The 26,355-nt window shown below is 54.3% G+C and carries 23 protein-coding genes; 18 read left to right on the top strand and 5 right to left on the bottom strand.

Annotation, left to right across the window (positions count from 1 at the left end):
* Positions 1-232 precede the first annotated feature (232 nt).
* From ACEPPP_RS06280 to ACEPPP_RS06340, 13 genes are all read left to right on the top strand, one after another.
* Positions 233-871 (top strand): phosphoribosylanthranilate isomerase, encoded by a 639-nt coding sequence (locus tag ACEPPP_RS06280; RefSeq protein ID WP_374090184.1) that lies wholly within the window; start codon positions 233-235, stop codon positions 869-871.
* A complete protein-coding gene (trpB, locus tag ACEPPP_RS06285; protein WP_374090185.1) occupies positions 861-2,063 on the top strand; it encodes a tryptophan synthase subunit beta in 1,203 nt (400 codons plus the stop codon). The genes ACEPPP_RS06280 and trpB overlap by 11 nt, the downstream gene beginning before the upstream one ends.
* Positions 2,060-2,863 (top strand): tryptophan synthase subunit alpha, encoded by an 804-nt coding sequence (gene trpA / locus ACEPPP_RS06290; protein ID WP_374090186.1) that lies wholly within the window; start codon positions 2,060-2,062, stop codon positions 2,861-2,863. Before trpB ends, trpA begins: the two co-directional genes overlap by 4 nt.
* Positions 2,864-2,897: 34 nt before the next feature.
* A complete protein-coding gene (gene accD / locus ACEPPP_RS06295) occupies positions 2,898-3,851 on the top strand; it encodes an acetyl-CoA carboxylase, carboxyltransferase subunit beta (RefSeq protein ID WP_374090187.1) in 954 nt (317 codons plus the stop codon).
* 21 nt (positions 3,852-3,872) lie between these two features.
* Positions 3,873-5,147 carry a bifunctional tetrahydrofolate synthase/dihydrofolate synthase gene (gene folC, locus ACEPPP_RS06300; RefSeq protein WP_374090188.1) on the top strand — a complete coding sequence of 425 codons (1,275 nt, stop codon included), beginning with the start codon at positions 3,873-3,875 and terminating at the stop codon, positions 5,145-5,147.
* A gap of 4 nt (positions 5,148-5,151) precedes the next feature.
* Positions 5,152-5,934, top strand: coding sequence for an SPOR domain-containing protein (locus tag ACEPPP_RS06305; protein WP_374090189.1), 783 nt, complete (start codon positions 5,152-5,154; stop codon positions 5,932-5,934).
* A 17-nt stretch (positions 5,935-5,951) separates the two neighbouring features.
* A complete protein-coding gene (locus tag ACEPPP_RS06310; RefSeq protein WP_374090190.1) occupies positions 5,952-6,464 on the top strand; it encodes a CvpA family protein in 513 nt (170 codons plus the stop codon).
* A gap of 27 nt (positions 6,465-6,491) precedes the next feature.
* A complete protein-coding gene (gene purF, locus ACEPPP_RS06315; protein ID WP_374090191.1) occupies positions 6,492-8,000 on the top strand; it encodes an amidophosphoribosyltransferase in 1,509 nt (502 codons plus the stop codon).
* A 3-nt stretch (positions 8,001-8,003) separates the two neighbouring features.
* On the top strand, positions 8,004-9,185 hold the full coding sequence (locus ACEPPP_RS06320) for an O-succinylhomoserine sulfhydrylase (protein WP_374090192.1): 1,182 nt from the start codon (positions 8,004-8,006) through the stop codon (positions 9,183-9,185).
* A 47-nt stretch (positions 9,186-9,232) separates the two neighbouring features.
* Entirely contained in the window at positions 9,233-9,568 is a 336-nt protein-coding gene (locus ACEPPP_RS06325) for a DUF6883 domain-containing protein (RefSeq protein WP_374090193.1), read from the top strand.
* A gap of 2 nt (positions 9,569-9,570) precedes the next feature.
* Complete coding sequence (locus tag ACEPPP_RS06330; protein WP_374090194.1) at positions 9,571-9,801, top strand: DUF4926 domain-containing protein; 231 nt, start codon at positions 9,571-9,573, stop codon at positions 9,799-9,801.
* Positions 9,802-9,929: 128 nt separating this feature from the next.
* On the top strand, positions 9,930-10,316 hold the full coding sequence (locus ACEPPP_RS06335) for a VOC family protein (RefSeq protein ID WP_374090195.1): 387 nt from the start codon (positions 9,930-9,932) through the stop codon (positions 10,314-10,316).
* Between the two features lie 37 nt (positions 10,317-10,353).
* Complete coding sequence (locus ACEPPP_RS06340) at positions 10,354-10,929, top strand: Uma2 family endonuclease (protein ID WP_374090196.1); 576 nt, start codon at positions 10,354-10,356, stop codon at positions 10,927-10,929.
* A 27-nt stretch (positions 10,930-10,956) separates the two neighbouring features.
* On the opposite strand, the gene ACEPPP_RS06345 is transcribed toward ACEPPP_RS06340, so the two are convergent.
* The gene (locus ACEPPP_RS06345; protein WP_374090197.1) at positions 10,957-11,208 is read right to left on the bottom strand and encodes an AbrB/MazE/SpoVT family DNA-binding domain-containing protein; all 252 of its coding nucleotides are present in this window, start codon (positions 11,206-11,208) and stop codon (positions 10,957-10,959) included.
* 377 nt (positions 11,209-11,585) lie between these two features.
* Complete coding sequence (locus ACEPPP_RS06350) at positions 11,586-12,068, bottom strand: pilin (protein WP_374090198.1); 483 nt, start codon at positions 12,066-12,068, stop codon at positions 11,586-11,588.
* Between the two features lie 364 nt (positions 12,069-12,432).
* On the opposite strand from ACEPPP_RS06350, the gene ACEPPP_RS06355 reads away from it, so the two are divergent.
* Positions 12,433-13,932 (top strand): hypothetical protein, encoded by a 1,500-nt coding sequence (locus ACEPPP_RS06355; RefSeq protein ID WP_374090199.1) that lies wholly within the window; start codon positions 12,433-12,435, stop codon positions 13,930-13,932.
* A 19-nt stretch (positions 13,933-13,951) separates the two neighbouring features.
* Here ACEPPP_RS06355 and ACEPPP_RS06360 read toward each other — a convergent pair whose 3' ends face one another.
* Positions 13,952-16,012 (bottom strand): sulfatase-like hydrolase/transferase, encoded by a 2,061-nt coding sequence (locus ACEPPP_RS06360; protein ID WP_374090200.1) that lies wholly within the window; start codon positions 16,010-16,012, stop codon positions 13,952-13,954.
* Between the two features lie 516 nt (positions 16,013-16,528).
* Between ACEPPP_RS06360 and ACEPPP_RS06365 the strand changes: the two genes are divergently transcribed.
* The 3 genes from ACEPPP_RS06365 to ACEPPP_RS06375 all read left to right on the top strand — a co-directional run bounded on the left by ACEPPP_RS06365 (position 16,529) and on the right by ACEPPP_RS06375 (position 19,869).
* The gene (locus ACEPPP_RS06365) at positions 16,529-17,824 is read left to right on the top strand and encodes an O-antigen ligase family protein (protein ID WP_374090201.1); all 1,296 of its coding nucleotides are present in this window, start codon (positions 16,529-16,531) and stop codon (positions 17,822-17,824) included.
* Positions 17,825-18,269: 445 nt separating this feature from the next.
* A complete protein-coding gene (locus ACEPPP_RS06370) occupies positions 18,270-18,650 on the top strand; it encodes a substrate-binding domain-containing protein (protein WP_374090202.1) in 381 nt (126 codons plus the stop codon).
* A 13-nt stretch (positions 18,651-18,663) separates the two neighbouring features.
* Complete coding sequence (locus ACEPPP_RS06375) at positions 18,664-19,869, top strand: hypothetical protein (protein WP_374090203.1); 1,206 nt, start codon at positions 18,664-18,666, stop codon at positions 19,867-19,869.
* Between the two features lie 34 nt (positions 19,870-19,903).
* Here ACEPPP_RS06375 and ACEPPP_RS06380 read toward each other — a convergent pair whose 3' ends face one another.
* Together ACEPPP_RS06380 and ACEPPP_RS06385 are read right to left on the bottom strand one after the other, a co-directional pair.
* Positions 19,904-22,705, bottom strand: coding sequence for an EAL domain-containing protein (locus ACEPPP_RS06380; protein ID WP_374090204.1), 2,802 nt, complete (start codon positions 22,703-22,705; stop codon positions 19,904-19,906).
* Positions 22,706-22,777: 72 nt separating this feature from the next.
* Positions 22,778-23,518, bottom strand: coding sequence for a PEP-CTERM/exosortase system-associated acyltransferase (locus ACEPPP_RS06385; RefSeq protein WP_374090205.1), 741 nt, complete (start codon positions 23,516-23,518; stop codon positions 22,778-22,780).
* A 380-nt stretch (positions 23,519-23,898) separates the two neighbouring features.
* On the opposite strand from ACEPPP_RS06385, the gene ACEPPP_RS06390 reads away from it, so the two are divergent.
* Positions 23,899-26,001, top strand: coding sequence for a V-type H(+)-translocating pyrophosphatase (locus ACEPPP_RS06390; protein ID WP_374090899.1), 2,103 nt, complete (start codon positions 23,899-23,901; stop codon positions 25,999-26,001).
* Positions 26,002-26,355: the final 354 nt, after the last annotated feature.

Below are 26,355 nucleotides of genomic sequence, written 5' to 3' on the forward strand. Positions count from 1 at the left end.
GACGCAACAAACCGTCCATTGTAAAGGATGCGTTGATTTAAGCAAATGACGCAATCTCGCAATGCGCAATCGAAGCCGGCTTCCGCAAGCCTGACCGCCAAGCCGGTGCGTTTTCGGCGCGCCGCGAAAAATCAACCGATCCCCAAACCGCCCAATAATCGAGTCCGGCCGGCCAATCGATTTATGTTATCCTATAGGGCTTGGTTTTTTTCATAAATTCCCATATCACTTTATGCGAACTCGCGTTAAAATTTGCGGTTTTACTCGTGCCGAGGATGCGGTACAGGCCGCGAGGCTCGGGGCCGATGCGATCGGCTTGGTGTTTTATCCGCCAAGCCCCAGAAATATCGACATCGACCAGGCACTACGGATCACCGCCGCCCTGCCCGCGTTTACCACGGTCGTCGCGCTGTTCGTCGACGAAGAGGAAGCCAGGATACGCGAGATTTTGCAGAAAGTGCCGATCGATTGCCTGCAGTTTCACGGCGACGAACCGGCGGAGGCCTGCCGGATTTACAACAAACGCTATATCAAGGCGGTCAGGGTCCGGCCCGAGACCCATATTGCGGAACTGGCGGGGCACTATCACGATGCGGCGGGCTTGCTTCTGGATGCCTGGCATCCGGATGCGAAAGGCGGCACCGGCAGCCTTTTCGATTGGAACAGGATTCCCGAACAGTGCGCCTTGCCGATCATTTTGGCGGGCGGCTTGAATCCGGAGAACGCCTGCGACGCGGTACGGACGGTCAAACCTTATGCGCTGGACGTCAGCAGCGGGGTGGAAGCGGCCAAAGGTGTCAAGGATGCGGCCAGAATGGCGGCATTTTTGACAGAAGTTAATCAGGGTGACAGAACAAATTATGACAGATAAATACAATATGCCCGATGCTCGGGGCCATTTCGGCCCTTACGGCGGAACCTTCGTCGCGGAAACGCTGATCCTGCCGATCCAGGAACTCAATGAAGCTTATCATCGCTATATGCAGGACCCGGAATTCCTGGCCGAACTGGATGACGATTTGCAGCATTATGTCGGCCGGCCGTCGCCGCTGTATCATGCCGAGCGCTGGAGCCGCGAACTCGGCGGCGCGCAGATTTATCTGAAACGCGAAGACCTGAACCACACCGGCTCGCACAAGATCAACAACACGGTCGGCCAGGCCCTGCTCGCCAAACGCATGGGCAAGACCCGGATCATCGCCGAAACCGGCGCCGGCCAGCACGGCGTCGCGACCGCGACCGTCGCCGCCCGCCTCGGCCTCGAATGCGTCGTTTACATGGGCGCGGTCGATGTCGCGCGCCAGTCGCTGAACGTGTACCGGATGAAGCTTTTGGGCGCGAAAGTCGTCGCGGTCGAATCCGGTTCGAAAACGCTGAAAGACGCGCTGAACGAAGCGCTGCGCGACTGGGTCACCAACGTCGACAATACTTTTTACATCATCGGCACGGTCGCGGGACCGCACCCGTACCCGGCGATGGTCCGCGACTTCCAGGCCATTATCGGCCGCGAAGCGAAGCAGCAATGCCAGGACATGACAGGGCGCCTGCCCGATGCGCTGGTCGCCTGCGTCGGCGGCGGCTCGAACGCGATCGGCCTGTTTTATCCGTTCATCGATGACGAAGCGGTCAAGATGTACGGCGTCGAAGCGGCCGGCGACGGCATCGAAACCGGACGCCATTCGGCCCCCTTGTCGGCCGGACGCCCGGGCGTGCTGCACGGCAACCGCACCTATTTGATGGCCGATGACGACGGCGAAATCATCGAAACCCATTCGATCTCGGCGGGACTCGACTATCCGGGCGTCGGCCCCGAGCACGCCTGGCTGAAAGACACCGGCCGCGCAAATTATGTCAGCATCACCGACGATGAAGCGCTCGAAGGCTTCTATGCGCTGACCCGGATGGAAGGCATCATTCCGGCGCTCGAATCGAGCCACGCGATGGCTTATACGATGAAACTGGCACCGACGATGAACAAAGACCAGATCATCATTGTCAATCTGTCCGGCCGCGGCGACAAAGATATGCAAACGATGGCCAAACGCGAGGGAATTTTACTGTGAGCCGATTAGCCGCCAAATTTGAAGAACTGTCCCAAAACGGCCGCAAGGCGCTGATCCCGTTCATTACCGCGGGCGATCCGAGCCCCAATTTCACGGTGCCGATGATGCACGCGATGGTCAAGGCCGGCGCCGACATCATCGAACTGGGTGTGCCGTTTTCCGATCCGATGGCCGACGGCCCGGTGATCCAGCGCGCCAGCGAGCGCGCGCTCGAGCACAAGATGAGCCTCCGCCGCACCCTGGAGATCGCGATGGAGTTTCGGCGCACCGATACGAAAACGCCCCTGGTCGTGATGGGCTATTTGAATCCTATCGAAGCGATGGGCTATGAAGGCTTCGCGAATGCGGCACAGAGAGCCGATATCGACGGCGTCCTGACCGTCGACCTGCCGCCCGAGGAAGGCGAGGCCTGCGCGGCCGAACTGAAGGCGCGCAACATCGATACGATCTTTTTGCTGGCGCCGAACAGCAGCGCCGAGCGGATCAAAAAAATGGGCGAAATCGGCTCCGGCTACCTTTACTATGTCTCGCTGAAAGGCGTCACCGGCGCGGGCCACCTGAATATCGCCGACGTCGAGCAGAAACTGAAGGAAATCCGCGCGAATGCAAGCCTGCCGGTCGGCATCGGCTTCGGCGTGAAGGATGCGGAAACCGCGAAAACGGTCGCCGGCATCGGCGACGGCGTGGTGATCGGCAGCGCGCTGATCAGTAAAATCGAAGCGAATCTGGGCGATCCGGAGCGCGCAAAAACAGAAATCGTCGAATTGCTGGCCGCGATGCGCCAGGCGATGGATAATTAAAAAGATAACGACGCAACTACGAGGCAGATAACGAATGAGTTGGTTTCAGAAACTGGTTCCGTCAACTATCAGAACGGAAAACTCCAATAAAAAAGGAGCCGTGCCTGAAGGCTTGTGGAACAAATGCCCCAGCTGCAATGCGATTCTTTACAATCTGGAACTGGAAAGAAATCTGCATGTGTGCCCTAAATGCGAGCACCACATGCGCATTTCGGCCCGCACCCGGCTGGACATTTTTCTGGACGAGGAAGGCCGCGAGGAAATCGGCAAGGGCGTCAAGCCGACCGACCCTTTGAAATTCCGCGACAGCAAAAAATACAAGGACCGCATCGTTCAGGCGCAGAAACAAACGAAGGAAAGCGACGCCCTGGTCGTGATGAGAGGCAAGTTGAAGGGGGCCGACATCGTTGCGGCCGCGTTTGATTTCAGCTTCATGGGCGGCTCGATGGGCTCGGTCGTCGGCGAGCGCTTCATGCGCGGCGTCAACAAGAGTCTTGAACTCGGCTGCCCTTTCATCGTGTTTACCGCGAGCGGCGGCGCAAGGATGCAGGAATCGCTGTTTTCGCTGTTCCAGATGGCGAAAACCAGCGCCGCATTGACCAAATTGTCCGAGGCGGGCATCCCCTACATTTCTTTCATGACCGACCCGACCATGGGCGGCGTCTCGGCGAGTCTTGCGATGCTCGGCGACATCAACGCGGCCGAACCGAACGCGCTGATCGGTTTTGCCGGTCCCCGCGTGATCGAGCAGACCGTGCGCGAAAAACTGCCGGAAGGCTTTCAGCGCAGCGAGTTCTTGCAGGAACACGGCGCGGTCGACATGATCATCGACCGCCGCGACATCCGCGACAAAATCGCCAACATCCTCGGCATGTTGGCGCCGGTCAAGATCGAACCCTTGGCGCGCCTGGAATATCTCCATGAGCCCGAACCGGAAAGCGTCGATGACGCGGCCGGTGAAAGCCAAATCGTAGCAGAAGACGAGTAATCGATTACGGCCCTATCCTTGATGCCGCGTTTCCATACGCTAAAAGAATGGCTGGCCTGGCAAGAAGGCCTGCATCCTTTAGCAATCGACCTGGGCCTGGAACGCGTCGCGCGCGTTTTTGCCGCGCTCGCTCCCGGCTACCGGAAACCGGTCACGATTACCGTGGCCGGCACCAACGGCAAAGGCTCCTGCGTCGCCTATCTCGAAACGATTTACCGGGCGCAGGGCTACCGGGTCGGCGCTTACACCTCGCCGCATATCCTGCACTACAATGAACGTATCAAGATCGACGGCGTCCCGGCCGCCGACGAGCTGATCTGCGAGGCGTTCGCCCGCATCGAGGCGGCTCGCCAGGACATCTCGCTCAGCTATTTTGAATTCAGCACGCTGGCCGCGCTCGATATTTTCGCGCAGAGTTCTGTCGACATTCAGATCCTGGAAGTCGGCATGGGCGGTCGGCTCGACGCGGTCAATATCGTCGATCCGGATGTGGCCTTGATCAGCAGCATCGGCATCGACCATGTCGATTGGCTCGGCCAGACCCGCGAGGAAATCGGCGCCGAAAAAGCCGGCATTTTCCGCAGCGGATCGCCGGCGATCATCGGCGATCCCAAACCGCCGGCCTCGCTGATCCGATGCGCCAACGACAAAAATGCTAGACTGTTTTGCATCAACCATGACTTCGGCTATCGAAAAACCGAGGACGGCTGGGATTGGCATTGCGGCAACCAGCGCCTCGAGAATCTGCCGCCGCCGGCCCTGAAAGGCGAGCATCAATACCGGAATGCATCTTCGGCGATCCTGGCGGTCAAACAATTGTCGGAGGACTTGCCGGTCGACATCGAGGCGATCCGCCAGGGCCTCGAAAATGTAAAACTGGCCGGCCGATTTCAATTGATTGATGGTAAAATCCCTCTCCTGTTGGATGTGGGGCATAATCCCGAGGCCGTAAAAACCCTGGTCGAGTATCTGCGGGAACATTGTCAACACCAGCGCATCCGTGCGCTGTTTTCGATGATGAAGGACAAGGACATCAAAAGCGTGCTCGAACTGATGCATCCCTTGGTTTATGACTGGTTTTTCGCGCCGCTGACGAATCCCAGGGCGACCAACGAGACGCAAATGCGCGCTATTTTCGAACAATGCGGCATCCACGATGCGCATTTCGGCTTTCAAAATTTTACCGAGGCATTTGCCGACGCAAAAAGCCGGTTGCAAGAAGGCGATCTGCTGCTGGTCTTTGGCTCATTTTTTTTGGTATCCGATTGCCTCTCCGCGCTAGATAAAGGTGAATGACGAAATGGATCAAGAACTGAAACAACGATTGATCGGGGCAGCTGTCGTCACGGCACTCGCCGCCATTTTTATTCCGATGTTGTTCGACGACCCGGTCGACACCAGCGGCCAGGCGGTCAGCGAAATGACGATTCCGGAAGTGCCGGCCACCCCGCCTACGGCTGCCGAAAGCAAATTGCCCACCGATGCCGCGAGCGTCGAAAACGCGGCCGGCAATCCGCCGGCAACGGATTTGAACGCCGGCGCTATTGAAAAGATCGAGCCCGGCCTGCAAGAAAACGCGCCTGCCGATTACGAACCGCCCGCCGACGTGGAGCCCAGCGCCGATGCCGAAGCGATCCCGGAGGAAGAGGCCGAAATCGTCCCGTCCGCACCGGAACCGGTCACGGAACAAGCGCCGCCGGCACCGAAGAAAAGCTCGCCAGCCAAAGCGGTCCTGCCGAAAACCATCGCTCCGGTTTCCGAGCAAACCGCGCCGACTCCAGTGGTGAAGCCCGTGCCCGCGAAACCGATAGAGGCGCCAGCCGCCAAGCCTGCGCCCAAAGGCTCGGCGAAATTCGAGCGCTGGACTATCCAGGCCGGCAGCTTCACCAAAAAGGAAAATGCGGCGTTGCAACGGGATAAACTGCGTAAACTCGGATTTCCCGCCACGCTGGAAACCTTGTCCACCGGCCAAGGTACCATGTACCGCCTGAAGATCGGCCCCGAACTGGACAAACAACGTGCGCTCGACATAAGGAATCGTCTGAATCAACAAAATATCAAAACGATCATCCTGGCCGAGTGATGGCAATGATCCAGAACATGACACAGTTTTTTGCTCACATGCTCTGGATAGATTATGCGATTGTGGTTTTACTGGCATTTTTCCTTTTGATCGGCCTGTTGCGCGGCGTCGCGCTGGAGATGCGCGCGCTGGCCTGCTGGCTGCTCGCGAGCGCGGTCGCCTGGTATTTCGCTGACGATTTTACCCGCGTGATGAATTCGCCGATCACGAATCCGAAGGCGCAAATCGCCATCGCCTTCGGCATATTGTTCGTGCTGACGCTGACGGTCAGTATGCTGATTTTTTTTATTCACAACTTCAAGATAAAGCGCACGTATCCTTCTCTATGGGGCCATTTCGCCGGCATGCCGGTAGCTTTGCTGCGCGGCCTGATGTTCGTGAATATTCTGGTGCTTTTTGCCGGCCTCACGCCGTTGCCCAGGGATAGCTGGTGGCAGGAATCCAAATTTCTGCCGCATTTTCAGCACGCCGCCACTTGGCTCAAAACCCGTTATCCGTCCGGCTTCGCCGGCTTTCTTCGTTACTCTTAATTTTTTATAAGGCTTGGATTTATCAACATGTGTGGTATTGCAGCAATTGTTTCCCATCAATACGTCAACCAGGAGTTGTTCGATGCGCTCACGGTTTTGCAACATCGGGGACAGGATGCCGCCGGGATCGTGACCTGTGAAAACGGACGCCTGCATTTGCGTAAGGAGAACGGCCTGGCGCGCGACGTCTTCACCAATGCGCAAATGTTGAAACTGAGAGGCAACATGGGCATCGCGCATGTGCGTTATCCGACCGCCGGCTGCACCAGCTCGGCCGAAGCGCAGCCTTTCTATGTGAACTCGCCGTTCGGCCTGACCTTGGCCCACAACGGCAACCTGACCAATACCGATGAACTCAAACAGGCCCTGTTCGTCGAGGATCAGCGCCATATCAACACCGACTCGGATTCGGAAGTGCTGCTGAACGTGTTCGCGCACGAACTGCAAAGCCTCGGCAAGCTGGACTTGAGCGTCGACGACGTGTTCGAAGCGGTGCGTGGCGTACATCGCCGCTGCCGGGGCGCCTACGCGGTCGTGATCATGATCACCGGCGTCGGCATCCTGGGCTTCCGCGACCCGCACGGCATCCGCCCGATCGTGTACGGCGAGCGCAAATCCGACAAAGGCTCCGAGTTCATGATCGCCTCCGAGAGCGTCGCACTCGACGTGCTCGGCTTCGAGCTGATCCGCGACATCGAACCCGGGGAGGCGGTCTTCATCGAGGAATCCGGCGAATTGCATACCCGGCAATGTTCCGACACGGTCGATCATTGCCCCTGCATCTTCGAATACGTCTATTTCGCGCGTCCCGACTCGATCATCGACGACATTTCGGTCTACAAGGCTCGCCTCCGAATGGGCGAGAAACTGGCCGAAAAAATCCAGCGCGAATGGCCCGACCACGACATCGACGTCGTGATTCCGATTCCGGACACCAGCCGCACCGCCGCGCTGCAAATGGCCAACAAGCTCGGCGTCAAATTCCGCGAAGGCTTCATCAAGAACCGCTATATCGGCCGCACCTTCATCATGCCCGGCCAGAAAATGCGCGAAAAATCGGTCAGGCAGAAACTGAACGCGATCGGCCTCGAATTCGAAGGCAAGAACGTATTGCTGGTCGACGATTCGGTCGTGCGCGGCACGACCTCCGAACAGATCATCCAGATGGCCCGCGACGCCGGCGCGAAAAAAGTCTATTTCGCCTCCGCCGCGCCGCCGGTCCGCTATCCGAACGTCTACGGCATCGACATGCCGGCGGCGCACGAACTGATCGCGCACAACCTGTCCGAGGAAGAAGTCGGCAAGGCGATCGGCGCGGACCGTATCATCTATCAGGATTTGCAGGATTTGATCGACGCGGTGCGCAAAGGCAATCCCGCGATCAAGCATTTCGATACCTCCTGCTTCAGCAAGGAATACATCACCGGCGATATCGACGACGCCTATCTCGATCACATCGAAGGCCTGCGCAACGACCACGCGCAAAGCAAGCGCAACGCCGAGAATTTCATCATCGAAATGCAGAATTGCGAATAAGCCATGAAAGAAACCGACTGGAACGATTACGCCCTCGAAACCCAGGCCATCCGCGCCGGCCACCGCCGCACGCACGAAGGCGAGCACAGCATCGCGATTTTCCCGACTTCGAGTTACGTATTCAATAGCGCCGAGGAAGCCTCATTGCGTTTTACCGGCCAGTTGCCCGGCAACGTGTATTCGCGCTTCACCAATCCGACCGTGACCGCGTTTCAGGAACGCCTGGCCCTGATGGAAAAAGGCGAACGCTGCCTCGCGTTCGCTTCCGGCATGGCCGCGATCATGGCGGTCGGCATGGGGCTCTTGAAGGCCGGCGATCATGTGGTCTGCTCCCGCGGCGTGTTCGGCAATACGGTGCTGTTGTTCCAGAATTATTTCGGCAAGTTCGGCGTCGCGACCGATTTCGTCGACCTGACCGATCTAGCCGCCTGGGAAGCCGCGATCAAACCGAACACGCGCTTCTTGTTCCTCGAAACGCCGTCGAACCCGTTGACCGAGATCGCCGACATCGCCGCATTGGCAGAGATCGCGCACCGGCACGACTGCCTCCTGGTCGTCGATAACTGCTTCTGCACCCCTGCCCTGCAAAAACCCTTGACCCTCGGTGCGGACATCGTCGTGCATTCGGCGACCAAATACCTGGACGGGCACGGCCGCTGCGTCGGCGGCGCGGTCGTCGCGAATAACGAGATCATCGAAAAATCGATCTATCCATACCTCCGTACCGGCGGCGCGACGATGAGCCCGTTCAACGCCTGGACCTTCCTGTCCGGCCTCGAAACGCTCGCGGTCCGCATGCAGGCGCATTGCGACAACGCGTTGGCGCTCGCCGAATGGCTGGAGCGGCAACCCGGCGTCGCGAAGGTGCACCATCCCGGCCTGTCGTCGCATCCTCAGCACGCGCTGGCGAAAAAACAGCAAAGCCACTTCGGCGCGATCGTCAGCTTCGAACTGACCGGCGGCAAGGATCACGCCTGGAAACTGATCGACGCGACCGAAATGATCTCGATCACTGCGAATCTTGGCGACGTGAAGACCACGATCACGCATCCTGCGACCACCACGCACGGCCGCCTGACGCCCGAAGCGCGCGCCGCCGCGGGCATCAAGGACGGTTTGGTCAGGGTTTCGGTGGGGCTCGAAAATATCGAAGATATTAAGAAAGATATTGCCCGGGGTTTATAACTCGCAATCCTCTCGTTTGATCCCAATACACGATTAAACAAGCAAGAGTGAAATTGCCCAATAAGGATCAGGCGATAATACCACCGGAAAAGTTGCAGGATTATGTGCTACCATCCTCGCATCCGGTGGGAAAATTCAAAGCCGCATTTTTTCAATCACTGGGCTACACTGCAGAAAATTGGCAGCGCATGGAGGCGGATATTCGTTCACTGCTTGAAAACGATGCAAAAACAGGCGAACTCACCGAATATGGACAAAAATTCGAAGTGAGAGGTCAAATCGTAAGTCCTTCTCTACGAACTGTGGAATTCGTTACGGCTTGGATCGTTCTCAAAAATGAAAACATCCCTCGTTACATTACAGCCTATCCGGGAGAAAAGTGAAAATGACCCTTAAATTGTTGGACACTGTCGTCTTGGTAAAAGAACTGCCAAATTCTGGCTTACAGCCGGGAGACATAGGAGCTGTCGTTGCGTTGTACGAACCCGACGGAGTGGAGGTGGAATTTGTATCGGCTACAGGAAAAACGCAAGCCTTAGTCACCCTGAAAATAGCCGACGTTCGCTCTATCAATTATCACGATATGCTCGCGGTACGACCGTTGAATGCGGCTTGACCCCATACGCGAAATGGAGAGAAAAGCGCAACGTTCTCCCGAGTCTGCCGCACGATATATGCCAGTTTATAAATCCCCGCCGGAAAAGTATAATTCTTGGCATCTCCGTTTATTCTCCCCATTCCCTCATGCCAATCCAATTTTTGAACCTGCATCATTCCAGCCTGATTGTTTCGAACACCGAAAAGTCATTGGTGTTCTATCGTAACGTGCTCGGACTCAAGCAACTCGAACGGCCTCCGCTGCCGTTTCCGGGCGCCTGGTTGCAAGTCGGCGAATCCGGGGTGCAGCAAATCCACTTGCTCGAACTCGACAATCCCGACCCGACCACAGGGCGCCCAGAACACGGCGGCCGCGACCGCCATGTCGCGCTGACGGTCGCTTCGCTGAATCCGGTGCTCGAATCGCTGGAAAGCAATCGAGTTCATTACACGCTCAGCATCTCGGGACGCAGGGCGCTGTTTTGCCGCGATCCGGACGGCAACGCGATCGAAATCATCGAGCAGACGGTATAAGTCCGTTCGTTCTGAAGCTCTATTCGGAGTAACCGCCATGGTATCAGCCGCAGAAAAACTCACGATCACTGTCGATGACTATATGCAGGGCGAAGCGTCGGCCGAGTACAAGCATGAATATCTGAACGGCGAAGTCTGGGCGATGGTCGGCGCGAGCGATGCGCATGTCACGATTGCCGGTAACTTATTCGCCCTGCTCAAACAATCGCTAAAAGGCACGCCCTGCCGCGCCTATATTTCGGATATGAAGGTCAACGTCGAAAAAGCCAATGCGTTTTTCTACCCGGACGTGTTGGTCACCTGCGATGCCAAGGACCGGGACAGCACCCTTTTCAAACAACATCCCGTCTTCATCGCCGAAGTGCTCTCGCCCTCGACCGAAGCCTTCGACCGCGGCCAAAAGTTCAGCGCTTACCGGCAACTCGAAAGCCTGCAAACCTACTGGCTGATCGATAGCCAAAAAATGTCGGTGGATTGTTTCAATCGCACGAACAATGACGAATGGTTATTGCATGGTTATGAAAATGCGGATGAAATTATCCGAATTCCTGCTCTCGATTTGGAATACCCTTTACAAGGGTTATACGAAGAAGTCTTGTTTATGCTGCCTTGAAGCATTGGGGATTGGGGTGAAGGAAATTTAGCGAAGCTGAATAATTTCCGCCCTACGCTCAGCCGCCAACTGTTCAGCTAAAGAAATTTCTCCGGCATAAGCCTTAACAATTGCCTTGGCCTGTTGCAGCCGTTGCTTTCTTGTTGCGATATGCAGTTCACCGTCATGATAGGACAATATCACCTGATCGCCGCAATGGATATTCATTTTCCGGCGGATTTCAGCTGGGATGACTATGCGCCCCCCCCCTGCGGTGACTTGAGCTGTGATTGATGACATGATTCCACCCATATGTTATTTTTTCCAACATATGTCATATCGTATCATTTATGATCCTAATTTACATAACGCCGTGACCAGACCTTATAGGTAACATTCCCAGTCCGGCAAGTTGAGCGTGCATTTATTACAATGGCCTTCAAGCGGGACGGGATTTGCAATCCCGTCCCTACCGTTTTGGGGCTGTCGGTGTCCTAAAGCTTGCGGAAACCCTACGGACGGGGCAACATGCTCCGTCCGGCGAGTACCCCGCCCGGCGAAAGAAAATTCACAGGCAATAAAAAACCACCCAAGCCGGTGAAAGATTGGGTGGTTTTGGTTTTGGCTTCAGCGGCCTCGGTTTCCCTGGTTCCGCTACACTACGGTTTTAAATGATATTAGGAGGCGTTATTCTTTACTATCGCTGCATAAGCTGCTTTTTCTGCAGCTGAACCAGAATTACTAATATTTGTTGTATTTTTCCAGGTGACCGCGGTTTCTCCTACTGTCGGGGTAAAAGTGATAGTCTTAGTATCAATGTTAGTACCAATGCCGGTACCCAAGGTTGCAACGATTGCGGCAGTGCCAGTTGTTATGGTGGCGCCAGTAACCTCCTTGGTTGCCGTAAATGTAGTAATGCCGACTTCACCCAGAGTATCGCAGGAACCCAGGACACCGCCCGCCTCTTGCAAGCAAGTCGCCACCGCGGTTTTTACGCTATCCACGGCCGAAAGCGCGTTGCCGATCTTGGCGCGGATCGTATAGTTTTGATAAGCCGGGATCGCGACCGCGGCCAAGATGCCGATGATCGCGACCACGATCATTAATTCGATCAAGGTAAAGCCTTGTTGTTGTTGTTTTTGCACAGTCATATTTTTCATAGCCATTTCCTCTTTGGGTGGGGTTGTTGTCACAAGACAATCAGGATCAAGCAGATTGCATGCCAAAGTCTTCCCAACCGGCTCCAATCCTATGTCGACAACATAATTATTGTTCGTAAACAATAAGTTGCATATCCCAGTTTTTTGACACATGTATTTTCGCGCTGCCGCCAACAAGGTCTGGCGAAACGACAAGCCAGAACAGTGACAAAAATTGGCGTCGCTTTGTGACGTTTTTTGTCAGCCGGCGTTTTTTGGCTGTGCTATGCTTGTTCCATTACGATTGGCTTAGATGCCTCGCTGCGACCTGGAGGCTATAGGCTGTATTGCCGAACCCGTTAACTCCATCACGCCGCGTTATCTTATGCAAGAATCCCAAGCTTTGCCTTTCGAACTCACCTCCGACTCTGTCAGCGACTGGCTGCTTGCTCTCGATCGGCTTTTTCTTACGGAACGCATCAATTCGCTCAATGGCGTACTCAGCGCATTGGCGAACGCCCCGATCGAGAAAAACACCCTTTTCTTGATATTAGATAGGCTCACCGAAAGCGTTTTGCTGCTGTCGAAACTGCTGGAGCAGCATGCCGAAAGGGCGGATTATGCGCCCGATAAAGCCGGAAAATGGATGACGGCGGCGCTGCAACTGCCTAAAAAACTGGGTTTTGCTTTTGCAAAACTGGCCAAGCATGCCAGTTTGCCCGATACGCAAAAGGTCGTTTGCGCCTACCGAGCCCTGCAACTTTTGAGCTTGGTGAACAAACGCAGCACCCTGTTCCATGAAGCCCAGGACTTAGGCGTCTGGAAAAAATTCGCCGAATTATATCTGTTGGCGGAAACCCAAAACTGGTTGACGCTCGCCGTCGACGACCGCGTTTCAGGGTTGATGCCTCAACCCACTATTGACGGGGCCGTCAAGCATGCGCTGCTGTTTCACGGCTGCCATCCTTATCACTATCGCGCATCCGATATTGCCGATATTTTTGCCGCTACCGCCGAATTGGCCGCTTGCGTCCGGCTCGGTCCCGCAACCGCCGATTTCTCCCTGTGCCGCTGGCAGCCCGACACCCTCCTTCCTCCCGACCGCGCCGCTCCGGACAATGCCCCGCCACGGCTGTTGTCGCTCGATAACGGCGGATTGATCGATTTTTTTGAAAGCCATCCGGACAAGCAGGCAAAATTCGCGGCTTATCCGGGCCTGTTAAACCGATTGACCGCCTATTACGAAATCCGGCGGTCCATCGATCCCTTGCATGCCAAGAAATGCGATCTGATCATCGGCGGCGTCCAGGCCGCAAGATTCTTGAATATTCTGATCAGCCGCTACCGGGTCATGGAGCTCAGCGGCATCACCCCAAGCCGGCAGAAGGCATCCCATTTGGAGTTGGTGCCGCTGGAAATCAAAAACACGATGGCATCGCTGTCCTCGAAAGTCCTGGCCGGCGTGAACGATGTCGCGGCCAGGCAATTGACGATTTTCGATACCGAAGAGCCCGCATTTTGTGTCGCCAATATCGCCAGTCGAGCATGTTCACAGGATGAACCGGCGATTATCGCGCAAGAAGGCCAGCCGCCCTGTTTCGCGGTGATCCGGCACATCCGGGTGGACAGCCACACCAGGCTCAGAAATCTGCTGCTGGAAAGAATCGAGGGAGGGGTTTACCCTGTCGAAATTGGAAAAAATCAGGGCTTCATCGTCATGCGCTCCGAGGACGAGCGCGCCGAGCTGTTTTTGCCGCCCGATTGCCGGCATGGAAATACGACGGTATTGGCCATTGCCCGAGGGATTATCGCCGCTTCGTTGAAGGTCGAGAAGTTTCTTGAATTAAGCGCGCATTTTACGCGTTATCAGGTGAGTTTTTGTTGATAATCCTATTGGATTTTTTCTACACATTCCCCTGTTGCAGGCAAAAAGAGTTTAAATCCGAATTATCGGCCGCGTATCGGGAGCAAAGCCTTTTCAGCAGACTATTTTCCTTTGCGGTTGAGCCTCCGACATCAGCATTGCGGTAAGTGTGATGTATCAAATCACCATACAGTAATTGCTTTTGGCCATTGAAAGACATGCTGACAACGATGCCATGATCCGAAATGGCCGCGCGCTGTTTGTCGTCGAATAATTGCCGCAAAAACTCCCCTTTAAGGGTTAATCGGGTATCGGGATTCACGTCGTAATAAGCATAGGCTTCCTCGGCAACTTTGTTTGGGTCAAGTCCATTGCCTTCAGCCAGGGACGGTGGATTAAAACCACTCTCGGTAAACACAACCCTCTCCTGACTGCATTCCGGGCGATCTTCATCAGCGGCAAACAAATCGCAGCCTGTCGCATTGAGTTCCTGTTTATCAATCCCTGCAAGACTCAATAAGGTAGGGGCAACATCGACGAGCGATGTCAAACGCCGGCTTTGGCCCTGCAACGAGGCGTTGCCTCCGAATCGCTTAAAGGCCAACAATACACGGGTTTGCGCTTCATCCAGCACATTCCCGCCATGTAGATCAAAAGGAGGGAGCACTAATGACTTGCCATTTTTCTCAGGCTTCCAGACTGGAGCAAAGTTGGTAAATCCTTCACCATGATCAGATAACACGGCAACAACTGCATTGTTCAAACGACCATTACGTCGCAAAGATTGCAACAAGGCTCCAAACTGAATATCAGCACGGTGTACCGCTTTTTGGTAGTCAGGAGGGGATAAAGTTGCTAAACGTTGATTTTCCGGCGCGGTAAAATTATCACTGCCACGCCAATCATACGGCCAATGGGGCAATTCGAAATGGGTGACCAAAAACAGCGGATGCCCGGAATCGACGGTATTTATCAAATGATCGAGTTGCTCATCGAAATTGTCGGGCTCGTAGGTTTTATGCACCGCGCGGTTGATAAATTGATACGGAAACAAGGCCGCATGCAGTTTAGGAGTAAGATTAATGAAATTAATCAGCGGAAGATCAGATCCCGTTGCAAGCACAAAGTCTGCCGCCCCGATCTCAGGCGTTACGGTCAAGTCAAAGCCGTATTGATGGTCAATATTGGAGAAACGGGTTTCATCGATTGAATAGGCGGTGATGTAACTTTTGTTCTTCAGCAAAAATGGCAGGCTGCGTTCGCGGTCGTGCAAATATTTGGGATCGAGTAAATTTTCCCGCGCGCCATGCTCGATTGGATAGCGGCCGGTAAGAATGCTCATCCAGGCTGGATAAGTGCGCGCCATCGGCGTATATGCGCGTTCAAAGCGATAAGCGCCGCGTAAAAACTTGTCCAAATTCGGAGTAATCGATGCGATATCGCCGGGTTGCTGCAGATGATCAGGCCTGAAGCTATCCAGGCCGATGATAATGACATCGGGTTGATCGCGGTGAGCGATTTCGGACCGTCCGGCATCTGAATGAACCAAAAATCCGCCCAGAAGCAATGAAGCCAGCATTAGCGCCACGTGGCCAGGTCGCCAATGACTAGATTGAAACATACCGATGCGGCGTTTACCATGCCCAAGCAAAACTCCAAAAAAACTGCATCCGCCCATAGCAACCAACATTTTAGGCATTGCAACCTGAAGGTCTGTATGAGGAAAAAACAGATTGTTCAACCCTAAAATTGCGGCTTGCAATGTGGCGAAAAACAACACGGCCAGTAAGCGACGCCGGCTAACCGGACAATCCAAACTTTCAGCAAAAGGCCGCCATATACGCCATGCTAAATAACCAACCAATAAATGGCACCCCAGTATCGTCAACAAAAATACCAACAACGCCAGCATTAAACGGGGTGTATCGGCAATTGAACCTAGAATCGACGGCAACACTTTGGCGGATAGGCCATCACTGAACAAGGATGCTTGAATTTTCAAGACAATCGGCAGGGTGGCAATAATCAACGACAACGTTAAATCTGCATGACGGCCATCACTCTCTCCTGTTTTACAGGATTCGAATGAATAATTTGACATGATAAGCCTCGCAATTCGTTGGTAGATTCAAATGATTTATGCAAGCGGGTATCGGGCATGCGTTATACACAAATGCCGTCATACCCGCCAGGAAGCGGGCAAGGGTGCATCCTTGCAGTCCTGGATTCCGGCAATTCTGCCGGAATGACTGACTTGTGTATAAGAACATGGGCGTAGGGACAGCCTCACTTATCGTGAATACCTGCCCGACCGGCGCTGCATTCTCTCGAAAAGCTTAGCAAACATTTAGTTTTTTGGGTCACGGATTTGGCGCCGCTCATGGCTCCAACCCCATAGCAGCAATCAAAAAAAATCAAATTTTAGCTATACTGTTTCCATTCTTTGGCCTGAGGCAAACCACTGGATTAGATCGAAATGGTGATGGCTTGATTAACCTTGACCGTCTTGTGTCCTCCCCTTGAGACTCATGCACCTTTTACAACAGTGCAGGAGTTTCATCATCGCTTCCGATCAAATAAAAACGCATAAATAATTCGGATTCAGGAGACAATCCTAATGCTTACCCAGGAAGAGCCAATGTTTACTATAAGCAATAAAATAAACAATTGGTTAGCTCATGCCATTTTCCTCCTCATCGTTGGCATCGTATTCGTTACCTCAGGATCTTCATTAGCCAATGCCGATGCGGTATTTCGCACGGAGCTGGCATTCATAACCCTCTGTTTGTTTACCCCTCTCCCCTTTTCAAAAATAATTTACGAGCATAAGAGAACAGCCATTGTGATGGCGCTCTGGTTCTTGTGCATTACCTTTTCACTGATCCACTCACCGCTCAATCTCCTTGAAAAACCTTTTGTGTTGGAACGATATGTCCAAACGCTTACACATGTGTTGACTTTCCTTTTTTTCTGGAATTTCATCTACAGAAGTGGTGCAAAAATAGAACGCTTCCTCTTTGCAGCTCCTTTAAGCACGCTCCTCATAGTCGGCGCATTTTTTTATGAATGGCTTGACTTTTCCAGCCATTTAAGTCTGGGATCCCTTAGCCTTAAATGGTGGCATGAACCACCATTCAATTCTCATCTTAGGCACACTGGATATCAAGCAACAGCAGGCCTAAGCGTGTTAATAGCGCTCTTCATATTCAAGAAAGCTAGCCGCTATGAGGCAGCGTTACAATTTATAGCTCTCACGATGCTATGGTCATTCGTGTTATGGCTCGGAGGTCGTGCCGCAATCATGTCCGCGATCGGCGTAATGCTTTATATCTGGATGATTGTAAGGATTAAAAGCATTAACAAAAATTTATCTTTCTGTGCCCTTGGGGCTTCGCCAATTTTAGGATTGTTCGTTAGCGAATTACTACCTAATCTGGATTGGAGCGGTGCAATAAGAATTTATCATTCAGTTTCGACAGCGGATAACATTAACGATCTAAGCACCGGAAGAATCAAAATCTGGCTGAGCACTTGGGAATCCCTAAAGGACCACCCGATATTCGGGCTAGGTCCGCAGGGTTATTACTATATGCCAAACCGTATCTTTGGCTACCAACCTCACAACGTCTTTCTTCAATTTCTTACAGAATGGGGGCTGATTGGTTCAGTGCTATTCCTCTACCTTCTAGTCACGGGATTTTGGCAAGGCGTTAAACTCCATATTGTCAACCGCGATACCAATCTCAATCAATCCGCATTAGCGGCCGGCGCCATTATTGTCGCACTGACAATACATTCATTAGTTGACGGCACCTATTATCACCCACAACCCTCATTTTATTTAGCGATGGCCTATGCTTTTTGGCTCTGCCCCGATCGCCCGAAAAACAAGCATGATAATTTGCAAAAGTGAAAACCCTCCAAACATCTGCACCTAGGTTGTAAACTCTCTCCCATTCTGGCATAATCATAACCGTAGACCGCTTCGTGCTTGACAACGCCGGTTAATTCACTTTGCAAATATTCTGCAAGCAGGATCGAGTCCGCCGGCAGGCATTTTGGACGTAACTCCGCAAGCATTGCCGGTTCAGCTTCGGCCCAAACACTCGCAGCATAGCATTTCTGTTGGTTCTTCCCGTCAATTTCCTTTAGCGTAAATTTTTTTTCGGCCCGTTAATATTTTTCAAATTGAAAAATACAACGTCTTTCCGTTAGACTTACAGCTCTCTATTCTTGTAAAGAAAAGAGTTGAGGAAATCGAATTGAAAAATCAGGTTCCCCTTTTAAAAATTACAAGAAATCAGGCCGCCCTTGCCGTTTTGCTGTGTCTTTGGCTAGACAGTGCGCATCCCGCCCCTTTGCTAAATAAAATCAATCCTGACGGCATTTATGTCGTAGTCAACTCAGCCAATCCGCAGAGAAATATCAGCCGAACCGGATTGAATGCTATCTTCAATATGCGTTTACGGCACTGGAACGACGAATCGCCGATCACGGTTTATGTATTGCAGGACGAAGACCCTTTACATAAAACGTTTTGTAAACAGAAATTGCTCGTTTTTCCTCAACAGATCCGCAATGGCTGGAACCGACTGGTTTTCAGCGGCACAGGCCAGGCGCCGTTAGCGATCGCTACGCAAGAAGAGATGGCGAAACGCATCAGCGAAACGCCCGGCGCGATCGGCTATTTAAGCGGCAAGGATTTGACGGCAAACGTCAAAATATTGGACATCGAATAAGGGATCAGCCTGCATGCGCTATTTGCCCACACACTCCAAGCATGATCTGTTGATAGGATGCTGCGTCTCCGCTTTCGCGTTCAGCGCTCCCAGCCCGGCGCAAGACTTGAAGCTCGGCAAATGGCTGCCCGAGTCGATGCAGGTGCACGGTTTTCTGTCACAAGGCTTCATTCATACCAGCGATAACCATTTTTTCGGCCATTCCGACGATTCGCTGTCGACCGATTTCAGGGAACTGGGGGTCAACGGCTCCTGGAGCGTGCTCCCCGATTTGCAGCTGGCGATGCAGGTGGTCTGGCGCGATGCAGGACAAACCGATGAAGCCGGTTTACGCATCGATTACGGCCTGGCCAACTACAATGTGTTGTCCACCGAATCCTCGTTGCTGGCGATCCGGGCCGGCCGAGTGCTGACGCCCTTGGGTTTTTACAATGAAACCCGCGATGTCGCGGCGACCCGGCCAAGCATCTTGTTGCCGCAATCGATTTATTTTGATCGCAATAGAGATCTGGCGATATCCGCCGACGGAGGCTATCTGTATGGCGAACATCGCACCGATTTTGGTGACTTTTCGTTCAATTTCGGCCTGGTCATTCCGCGCACCGATGGACCGGATTTCATGAACACGGTTTTAAGAGGCGATAAGGGCGAGGTGGGAGGCGATACCTCATGGGTCGCGCGATTGGGATATGAATCACCCGGCAGCCGGGTTCGTTTTGCGGTAACTTATGCCGATGTGCTGAGCGATTTTAATTCTTCCTCACACCCACGGAATCAGGGCTCGTTTCATTTCAACCCATTGATTTTATCGGCGCAATACAACGCGGAAAAGTGGTCCTTGACCGCGGAATATGCGCTGCGCCGCACCCGACTGGATTATCTCAATGCCCATGATGTCGCCTTTACCGGCCAGAGCTATTACATCCAGGGCGCATACCATTTTACCGACAAACTCGAAGGCTTCGTGCGCTACGATGAGTTGGTCTGGGATCTTGACGATCAATACGGCTATCGCTACCCGCCACAACTGGGGCCCTCATTTTCGCGCTATGCCCGAGACTGGACATTCGGCTTGCGCTATGAAATTCTGCCCTCGTTGATGCTGAGCACCGAATACCATCACGTCAACGGCACGGGTTGGTTATCGAGGCTGGAAAACCCGCAAGACGAAACCCGGAACTGGGATATGTACGCCTTCATGCTTTCGTATCATTTCTGATCGCTGTGAATGCACGTTTAGGTAACCGAAGGAATCAGCCAACGCTATTTTGCTGATGAAACTCGGGATGCGGCATGGCCATGCCGATGCCGTAGCCCTGCGCATAATCAACGCCGATGCCGGCCAGCACCTCCAGAATATCCCGGTTTTCGACAAATTCGGCGATCGTCTTGATGCCCATGCCATGGCCGACGCCGTTGATGGCGTGCACGAAAAGCCTGTCCTCGCGGCTCTGCAGGATATTTTTAACGAAGGAACCGTCAATCTTCAAATAATTGACCGGCAACTGTTTCAGATAACTCATCGACGAAAATCCGACGCCGAAATCGTCCAACGCGAAACTGCCGCCGATGCTTTCGATTTGCAGGATCAAATCGTGGGCCGCCTGCAACCGGGTCATCGCCTGCGTTTCGGTGACCTCGAAGATGAAATGTTTCGCTTCGAGGCCGTATCGCTGCAAAAGCCGGTTGATCACCACGAAGGCATCGGAATTGGACAGCATTTCGGCCGACAGATTGATCGACAGTTTGACATCGAGGCCTTCTTGCAAGAGTTCGACCTGCTTCCTGAACGCCAACTCGATCACACGCAGATCGATTTGATAAATCAGCCCGGTAAGTTCGGCGACCTCGATAAACTTTGCCGGCGGGCTTATCTCCCCATCTTCCCCGACCATTCTGAGCAAACATTCGTAATGCGTGATCGTCCGGTCGGCAATCCGCATGATCGGTTGATAATACAGCACGAAGCGGTCTTCCTCGAGGGCCTTTTCGATCTTGCCTTTCCAGGTCACCCGGCTCTTGATGGCTTTGCGTTCGATGTCGTCATGGCTGGCCAGCCGCCAGCCTCCTCGCCCCTCTTCCTTCGCCCGGTACATCGCAATGTCCGCCGACGCGAGCAGATCCTGTGCGCTGCAATCGGCCTTCGGAAATATCAATACCCCCGCGCTGACCGAGGCGCGATGCAGTTCGCCGCCGCTATCGACCACTACCGTCGCCATTTCGCCGCATAACTTCTGCGCCAGTTCCTCGGCCTGTTGTTGCCCGACATTGGAAGCCAGGATGATAAACTCGTCGCCGCCAAAACGCGCGATAATATCCGCTTTCCGGGTGATATGCCGCAGTTTCTCGGCCACCTTGATCAACAGTTCATCGCCGACCTGATGGCCGCTGCTGTCGTTGATGTATTTGAATTGATCGATATCGAAGAACACGATCGCGGAGGTGTGGCCCTGGCGAAGCGCCAGACTGATCGCGCGTTCAAGCTCCTTTTCGAATTTGCGCCGATTGTAGAGACCGGTCAGGGGATCGTGTTCGGCCAACCAGGTCAGGCGGTTTTCCGATTTTTTGCGCTCGGTCAGATCAAGCCCCACCACCAGGATTTCATGCCCGGATTCCGCATCGAGTTCCGCAATGAACAGCGGCGATAAATACCAGGAAAGATAGAGTTCGGAGCCATCCCGCGCCACCATCGGACACTCGAACTGCAAATTTTTGCTCCGCGTGCGTTCAAAAATGCCGTTCGATGCGAGTATCAATTCGGCAGTCTCGGCGCTAAAGAACAGTTCGGAGAAGGGTTTGCCGACCAGTTGTGCCGCCGAATAACCGATCAATTGCTCGGTAAACTTATTGACCGTGCGGATCTTTCCCGTATTATCGGTAGTCAGAATGATCACCTGCGCGGTATTCAGCATGTTGTCGATAAAGTTTTTCTCGATCAGCAGTTCCTTGGCCTGATCCGACAGGGCTTGCGTGCGCTGATTGACCTGGTCATCGAGTTCCTGCAAGGTGCCGATCAGCACATGCGCCGCGCCTTCCAGCACATCGATCTCGTCCTTGACCCAAGCGTGTTTTAGCGGCCGGATCTGTCGGGCGACGGCATGATAGTGTTTTTTCGCGATCAAAGGAAACACGTTGACCAGGCTACGGAGCCGGCGCGTCGGCCCGATCAACAAAAACAGCAAGACGCCGCCGGACAATAACAGGCTCAACAAACCGCTCAGCGCGTACAGGGAGGTCGCCTGCTCGACGCTGCGCAACGAGGCGCTGATGTCTTCGATGATCAGCATGGAGGCTTCGCTGCTGCCTTCAACCGGCAGCGAAATCAGGTCGTAAGTCTTGCCGCCGGCTTCGAAGATCAGCGATCCTTGCGCCAACCCTTCAGGATGCAGGCGGCTGAATTCTTTCAGCAAGGCCGAGTTTTTTTGATACTCGGTCAGCGCAATCACATTCATCGACCACGGCTCCAGCCGCAGAATGCCAGGCTTATCGATCCGCGCATGCCGGGTCAAAATGGCCGCATCCAGACCGATCACGTTTTTCAATTTCAAGACCGCATCGGCCAAGTCGACGCCAAAGATGAAGATGCCCAAAAAATGGCCGTTATACAAAAACGGTGTGGCGCGGTAATGAACGCAACGCGCCTCGCACAAAATATAGTCGTAGGAGATTTCGTATTTGGCGACCAGGCTTAGCCAGTCGTCGAACTGTTTTTGTACCCTGGCCTCGCCCCAATGCCCGACAAGTTGCGTGTCTTTGTTAAACAGGAAGACCGAAATGATCTGCGATTCGAGTTCGATTTGCGACCAATTCGTGTCGATGATTTTTTTGATCGCCGCGAGCGCTTTATCGGGTGACATCGAGGATTCCAGCAGGCCCGGAATCAGCCAACTGATGTCGATGCGGTCTCTCTTGATTTGCTCCAAAACGCCATGAAAGGCATGCGAATAGACATCATGCAGACGGGTTCTTTCCTGCTGGTAGTTTTTATTCAGGCTATATTGCCCCATCAACATGATCGCCCCCGATCCCAGACAGGTGGCGAAGCTAACGGACAAAATAGACTGCCATACCAGGCTTAAAAAACGTTGCGGCTCTTTACGCATAGAAAAACCGGAAATCATTGCGGTTTAAGAGGACGATTCGCCAAGCAATTCGGACCGGATCGAATCGTAAAGCGCTCGGTAATCAGGGCTCAGATCCTTATAGATAGGCTGAGGAAATATCAAATAAGGCGCCCTTTGGCCAAAATAATCCATCGGTTCGCCGATCTGGTGCAGCCCGACACCAAACCGCGCCAGCAAGCGGGCCAAACGCGGCTCCATCAATCCTACGCCATAATCGAGCCGTTCTTCAAGCATCAAAATGGCGGCCGCAAAGATCATGCAGACCGGCAAATAATTGATCGGAAAACGATTGTCGTCCTTGCCGCCGTCCGACGAATCGTTTTCGGCCGCATAATTCAAATCGCCCTTGCGGCGCCGAAATGAAGACAAAATCAACATTCTGGACACCTCGTCCGTTTTGCCGCTTCTGATGTCTTTGACCGGCGCCCGGCTGAAGTTGAACGGCTTGGGGTAATGTTCTTCGACCGGCAACGTCTTCGTCGGACTGACATCCCGCGGAACCAGTCTGACATTGCCGATGGGTTGACTACTCGGCTTATGATACAGTAACGAATGTATCGAACAGGGATCCCATAAATCGGTCTCCAGATGCTCGCCGAGCGTATCGGCGGCAATCATGTTTTGTTCTTCAAAATAAACACGGTAGCGGATATGGAAAGCAACTTTCTGCAATTCAGGACAGGCCGCCTTGAGCATGCGAAAATATTTCTGATAATGCGATAGAAGACTTACATCGCAAGGCATTACATTCTCCTCGATCAAATAGTTTTTGCAAGGAAATCGCAGCGGTCAATTTTTGATTGTGGTTATCTGAACTTTTCAGTAACCTACTCCCCGGCTTGTGTAATTGTCAACCCTTCGCTTCGCCGATCATGACGAGACGCTGGGTTCACAAGGCCGGCTGCGGCAGAATCGTAGCAAGATTTGCCTGCGGGTTTTTATGCATGAAGGGTTTTGGAGGGACTTTTTAAGCATAGCGATCCGAAACAACAGGCTTTCCGGGCGCTTTTTCCGTTCATTCCGGAAAGAACGCACCGGCCGTTACCGAGCTATTTAAATAACTATAACTAAAAATAGGAGGAACGGTGTTAACCGCATCGCTATCGATCATTATCGCGTTACTGATGGGGCTTCTGGGCGTCGCTTACGTCCTTTGGCAATTTAAAATCATTCTTGGCTACGACCGCGGCAATGCCGCCATGCAAGCGATCGCGGAAGCCATTCAACAAGGGGCTTCGGCTTTTCTTAACCGGGAATACCGGGTCCTGGCCGTTTTCGTCGCGATCGTGGCGTCGGTCATTTCAACTTTTCTGCAATGGCAGACCGCGCTGTGTTTCGTCGTCGGCGCCATCGCCTCCGCGGGCGCGGGTTATCTCGGCATGTATGTGGCCGTGCGCGCGAACGTCAGAACCGCCGCCGCGGCCAGCCGAGGACTGCATGAAGGCCTCCGCGTCGCCTTCGGCAGCGGCGCGGTCATGGGCATGTCGGTGGTCAGCTTCAGCCTGATCGGCATGACGGTGCTGTATTTGATCTTCAACGGCGATCCGAACCAACTGACCTACGTGACCGGCTTCGGTTTCGGCGCCAGCAGCATCGCCCTGTTCGCGCGCGTCGGCGGCGGCATCTACACCAAGGCGGCCGATGTCGGCGCGGACCTGGTCGGCAAGGTCGAAAAAGGCATTCCCGAGGACGACCCGCGCAACCCGGCGGTGATTGCCGACAACGTCGGCGACAATGTCGGCGACGTCGCCGGCATGGGCGCGGACTTGTTCGAAAGCTACAGCGGCTCGATCATCGCGGCCGCCACCCTGGGCGCGACGCTCGGCACCGAGAAAGCAGCCGCCTTCATCGGCCTGCCGTTCCTGGTCGCGGCGGTCGGCGTGTTGTCCAGCCTGTTCGGGATCTACATGGTGACCGGCGAAGAGAAGGACCCAACCGAAGCCACCACCAAGATTTACCCCGGCTACTCCCTGTGGATTCGCTACAGCCATCACCTGCGCCGCTTCGTCGCGAAGATCGACGAACGGGCGACGCTGGAGGATTTGTTGACGGCGCTGCGCCGCTCGGTCTGGGGCGCCTCGGCCGCGGTCCTGGCGCTCAGCCTGTTGGCCGTCCTGGTTTCCGGCGTCAGCCTCAATTACTGGCTGGTGATCCTGGTCGGCCTGATCGCCGGCAACGGCATCGCCTACGCGACCGAATATTTCACCTCCTACACCGACAAACCGACTCTCGCGATCGCGCATGCGACCCAGACCGGCCCCGCGACCACGATCATCCAGGGCATGGCGGTCGGCATGCTGAGCACCCTGCTGCCGGTATTGATCACCGCGGCCGCGATCCTGCTCAGCATCTGGCTCGGCTTCAAGGCCGACGGCACGATGGCGGCGGGCCTGTATGCGGTCGCGCTGTCCGGCGTCGGCATGCTCAGCACCTTGGGCGTCACGCTGGCGACCGACGCTTACGGCCCGGTCGCGGACAACGCCGGCGGCATCGCCGAAATGGCCCATTTGCCGGGCGAAGTCCGCCACCGCACCGATGCGCTCGACAGCCTCGGCAACACCACCGCCGCGACCGGTAAAGGCTTCGCGATCGGCTCGGCGGTATTGACCGCGCTGGCGCTGCTGGCCGCCTATGTCAGCGCCGCGAAAATCGAGACCTTGAACATTCTCGGTCCGACCATGCTGCCCGGCATTCTGATCGGCGCGATGATGCCGTATCTGTTTTCGGCCCTGACGATGATGGCGGTCGGCAAGGCCGCGCATGCGATCGTGATGGAAGTGCGCCGCCAGTTCCATGAGATTCCGGGCTTGATGGAAGGCACCGCGCAACCCGATTACAAGTCCTGCGTCGGCATCAGCACCGAAGGCGCATTGCGTGAAATGATCCTGCCGGGCGCCCTGGCGGTCGTCGTGCCGATCGTGATCGGCCATGTGCTCGGCAAGGAAGCCCTGGCCGGTTTCCTGATCGGCACGATGAGTTCCGGCTTCCTGCTCGCGGTGATGATGGCGAACGCGGGCGGCGCCTGGGACAACGCGAAAAAATGGATCGAAACCGGACAATACGGCGGCAAGGGCTCGGATGCGCACAAAGCCGCGGTCGTCGGCGACACGGTCGGCGACCCGTTCAAGGACACCAGCGGCCCATCCTTGAACATCCTGATCAAGCTGATGACGATAGTTAGCCTGGTGTTTGCGACATCGTTCGGTTCGGGTTGGCTGAGTTTTTAATCGGTTCTCTGCGGAGCGCTGGGCGGGCCGGGGATTGCCCCCCCGGCCCGAACGTTTTGCCGATGCCGCCGTCTCGAAGCCTGCGAGAAACCTTGCGGACGGGGCAACATGCCCCGTCCGGCGGAAGGAGACAATAAAAAAATTCACCCTCTCTCGATACAATTAATACTGCTTTAAGGTAAAAGCATTACTATCTATTTAGCTCCGTATTTTAAGCATGGAAATTAGACCCGTTTCTCAAAGGTATTGCCGAAAAACCGAAAAGATACACTGCGCGCCTTCTCATCCATTTCAGATACAAATTTTTCGGCTTTTCCAATTAAAAGACAGGTTGTTAGTCGGGCCGCAAATCGA

Source organism: Methylomicrobium lacus (genome assembly GCF_041897535.1).
Lineage (GTDB): Bacteria > Pseudomonadota > Gammaproteobacteria > Methylococcales > Methylomonadaceae > Methylomicrobium > Methylomicrobium lacus_A.

Excerpts from the sequence above, each read along its gene's own strand:
- ACEPPP_RS06280 (WP_374090184.1), top strand. The coding sequence starts at position 233 with ATGCGAACTCGCGTTAAAATTTGCGGTTTTACTCGTGCCGAGGATGCG.
- trpB (WP_374090185.1), top strand. The coding sequence starts at position 861 with ATGACAGATAAATACAATATGCCCGATGCTCGGGGCCATTTCGGCCCT.
- accD (WP_374090187.1), top strand. The coding sequence starts at position 2,898 with ATGAGTTGGTTTCAGAAACTGGTTCCGTCAACTATCAGAACGGAAAAC.
- folC (WP_374090188.1), top strand. The coding sequence starts at position 3,873 with ATGCCGCGTTTCCATACGCTAAAAGAATGGCTGGCCTGGCAAGAAGGC.
- ACEPPP_RS06305 (WP_374090189.1), top strand. The coding sequence starts at position 5,152 with ATGGATCAAGAACTGAAACAACGATTGATCGGGGCAGCTGTCGTCACG.
- ACEPPP_RS06310 (WP_374090190.1), top strand. The coding sequence starts at position 5,952 with ATGACACAGTTTTTTGCTCACATGCTCTGGATAGATTATGCGATTGTG.
- purF (WP_374090191.1), top strand. The coding sequence starts at position 6,492 with ATGTGTGGTATTGCAGCAATTGTTTCCCATCAATACGTCAACCAGGAG.
- ACEPPP_RS06320 (WP_374090192.1), top strand. The coding sequence starts at position 8,004 with ATGAAAGAAACCGACTGGAACGATTACGCCCTCGAAACCCAGGCCATC.
- ACEPPP_RS06330 (WP_374090194.1), top strand. The coding sequence starts at position 9,571 with ATGACCCTTAAATTGTTGGACACTGTCGTCTTGGTAAAAGAACTGCCA.
- ACEPPP_RS06335 (WP_374090195.1), top strand. The coding sequence starts at position 9,930 with ATGCCAATCCAATTTTTGAACCTGCATCATTCCAGCCTGATTGTTTCG.
- ACEPPP_RS06340 (WP_374090196.1), top strand. The coding sequence starts at position 10,354 with ATGGTATCAGCCGCAGAAAAACTCACGATCACTGTCGATGACTATATG.
- ACEPPP_RS06345 (WP_374090197.1), bottom strand. The coding sequence starts at position 11,208 with ATGTCATCAATCACAGCTCAAGTCACCGCAGGGGGGGGGCGCATAGTC.
- ACEPPP_RS06350 (WP_374090198.1), bottom strand. The coding sequence starts at position 12,068 with ATGAAAAATATGACTGTGCAAAAACAACAACAACAAGGCTTTACCTTG.
- ACEPPP_RS06355 (WP_374090199.1), top strand. The coding sequence starts at position 12,433 with ATGCAAGAATCCCAAGCTTTGCCTTTCGAACTCACCTCCGACTCTGTC.
- ACEPPP_RS06360 (WP_374090200.1), bottom strand. The coding sequence starts at position 16,012 with ATGTCAAATTATTCATTCGAATCCTGTAAAACAGGAGAGAGTGATGGC.
- ACEPPP_RS06365 (WP_374090201.1), top strand. The coding sequence starts at position 16,529 with ATGCTTACCCAGGAAGAGCCAATGTTTACTATAAGCAATAAAATAAAC.
- ACEPPP_RS06375 (WP_374090203.1), top strand. The coding sequence starts at position 18,664 with ATGCGCTATTTGCCCACACACTCCAAGCATGATCTGTTGATAGGATGC.
- ACEPPP_RS06385 (WP_374090205.1), bottom strand. The coding sequence starts at position 23,518 with ATGCCTTGCGATGTAAGTCTTCTATCGCATTATCAGAAATATTTTCGC.
- ACEPPP_RS06390 (WP_374090899.1), top strand. The coding sequence starts at position 23,899 with ATGGGGCTTCTGGGCGTCGCTTACGTCCTTTGGCAATTTAAAATCATT.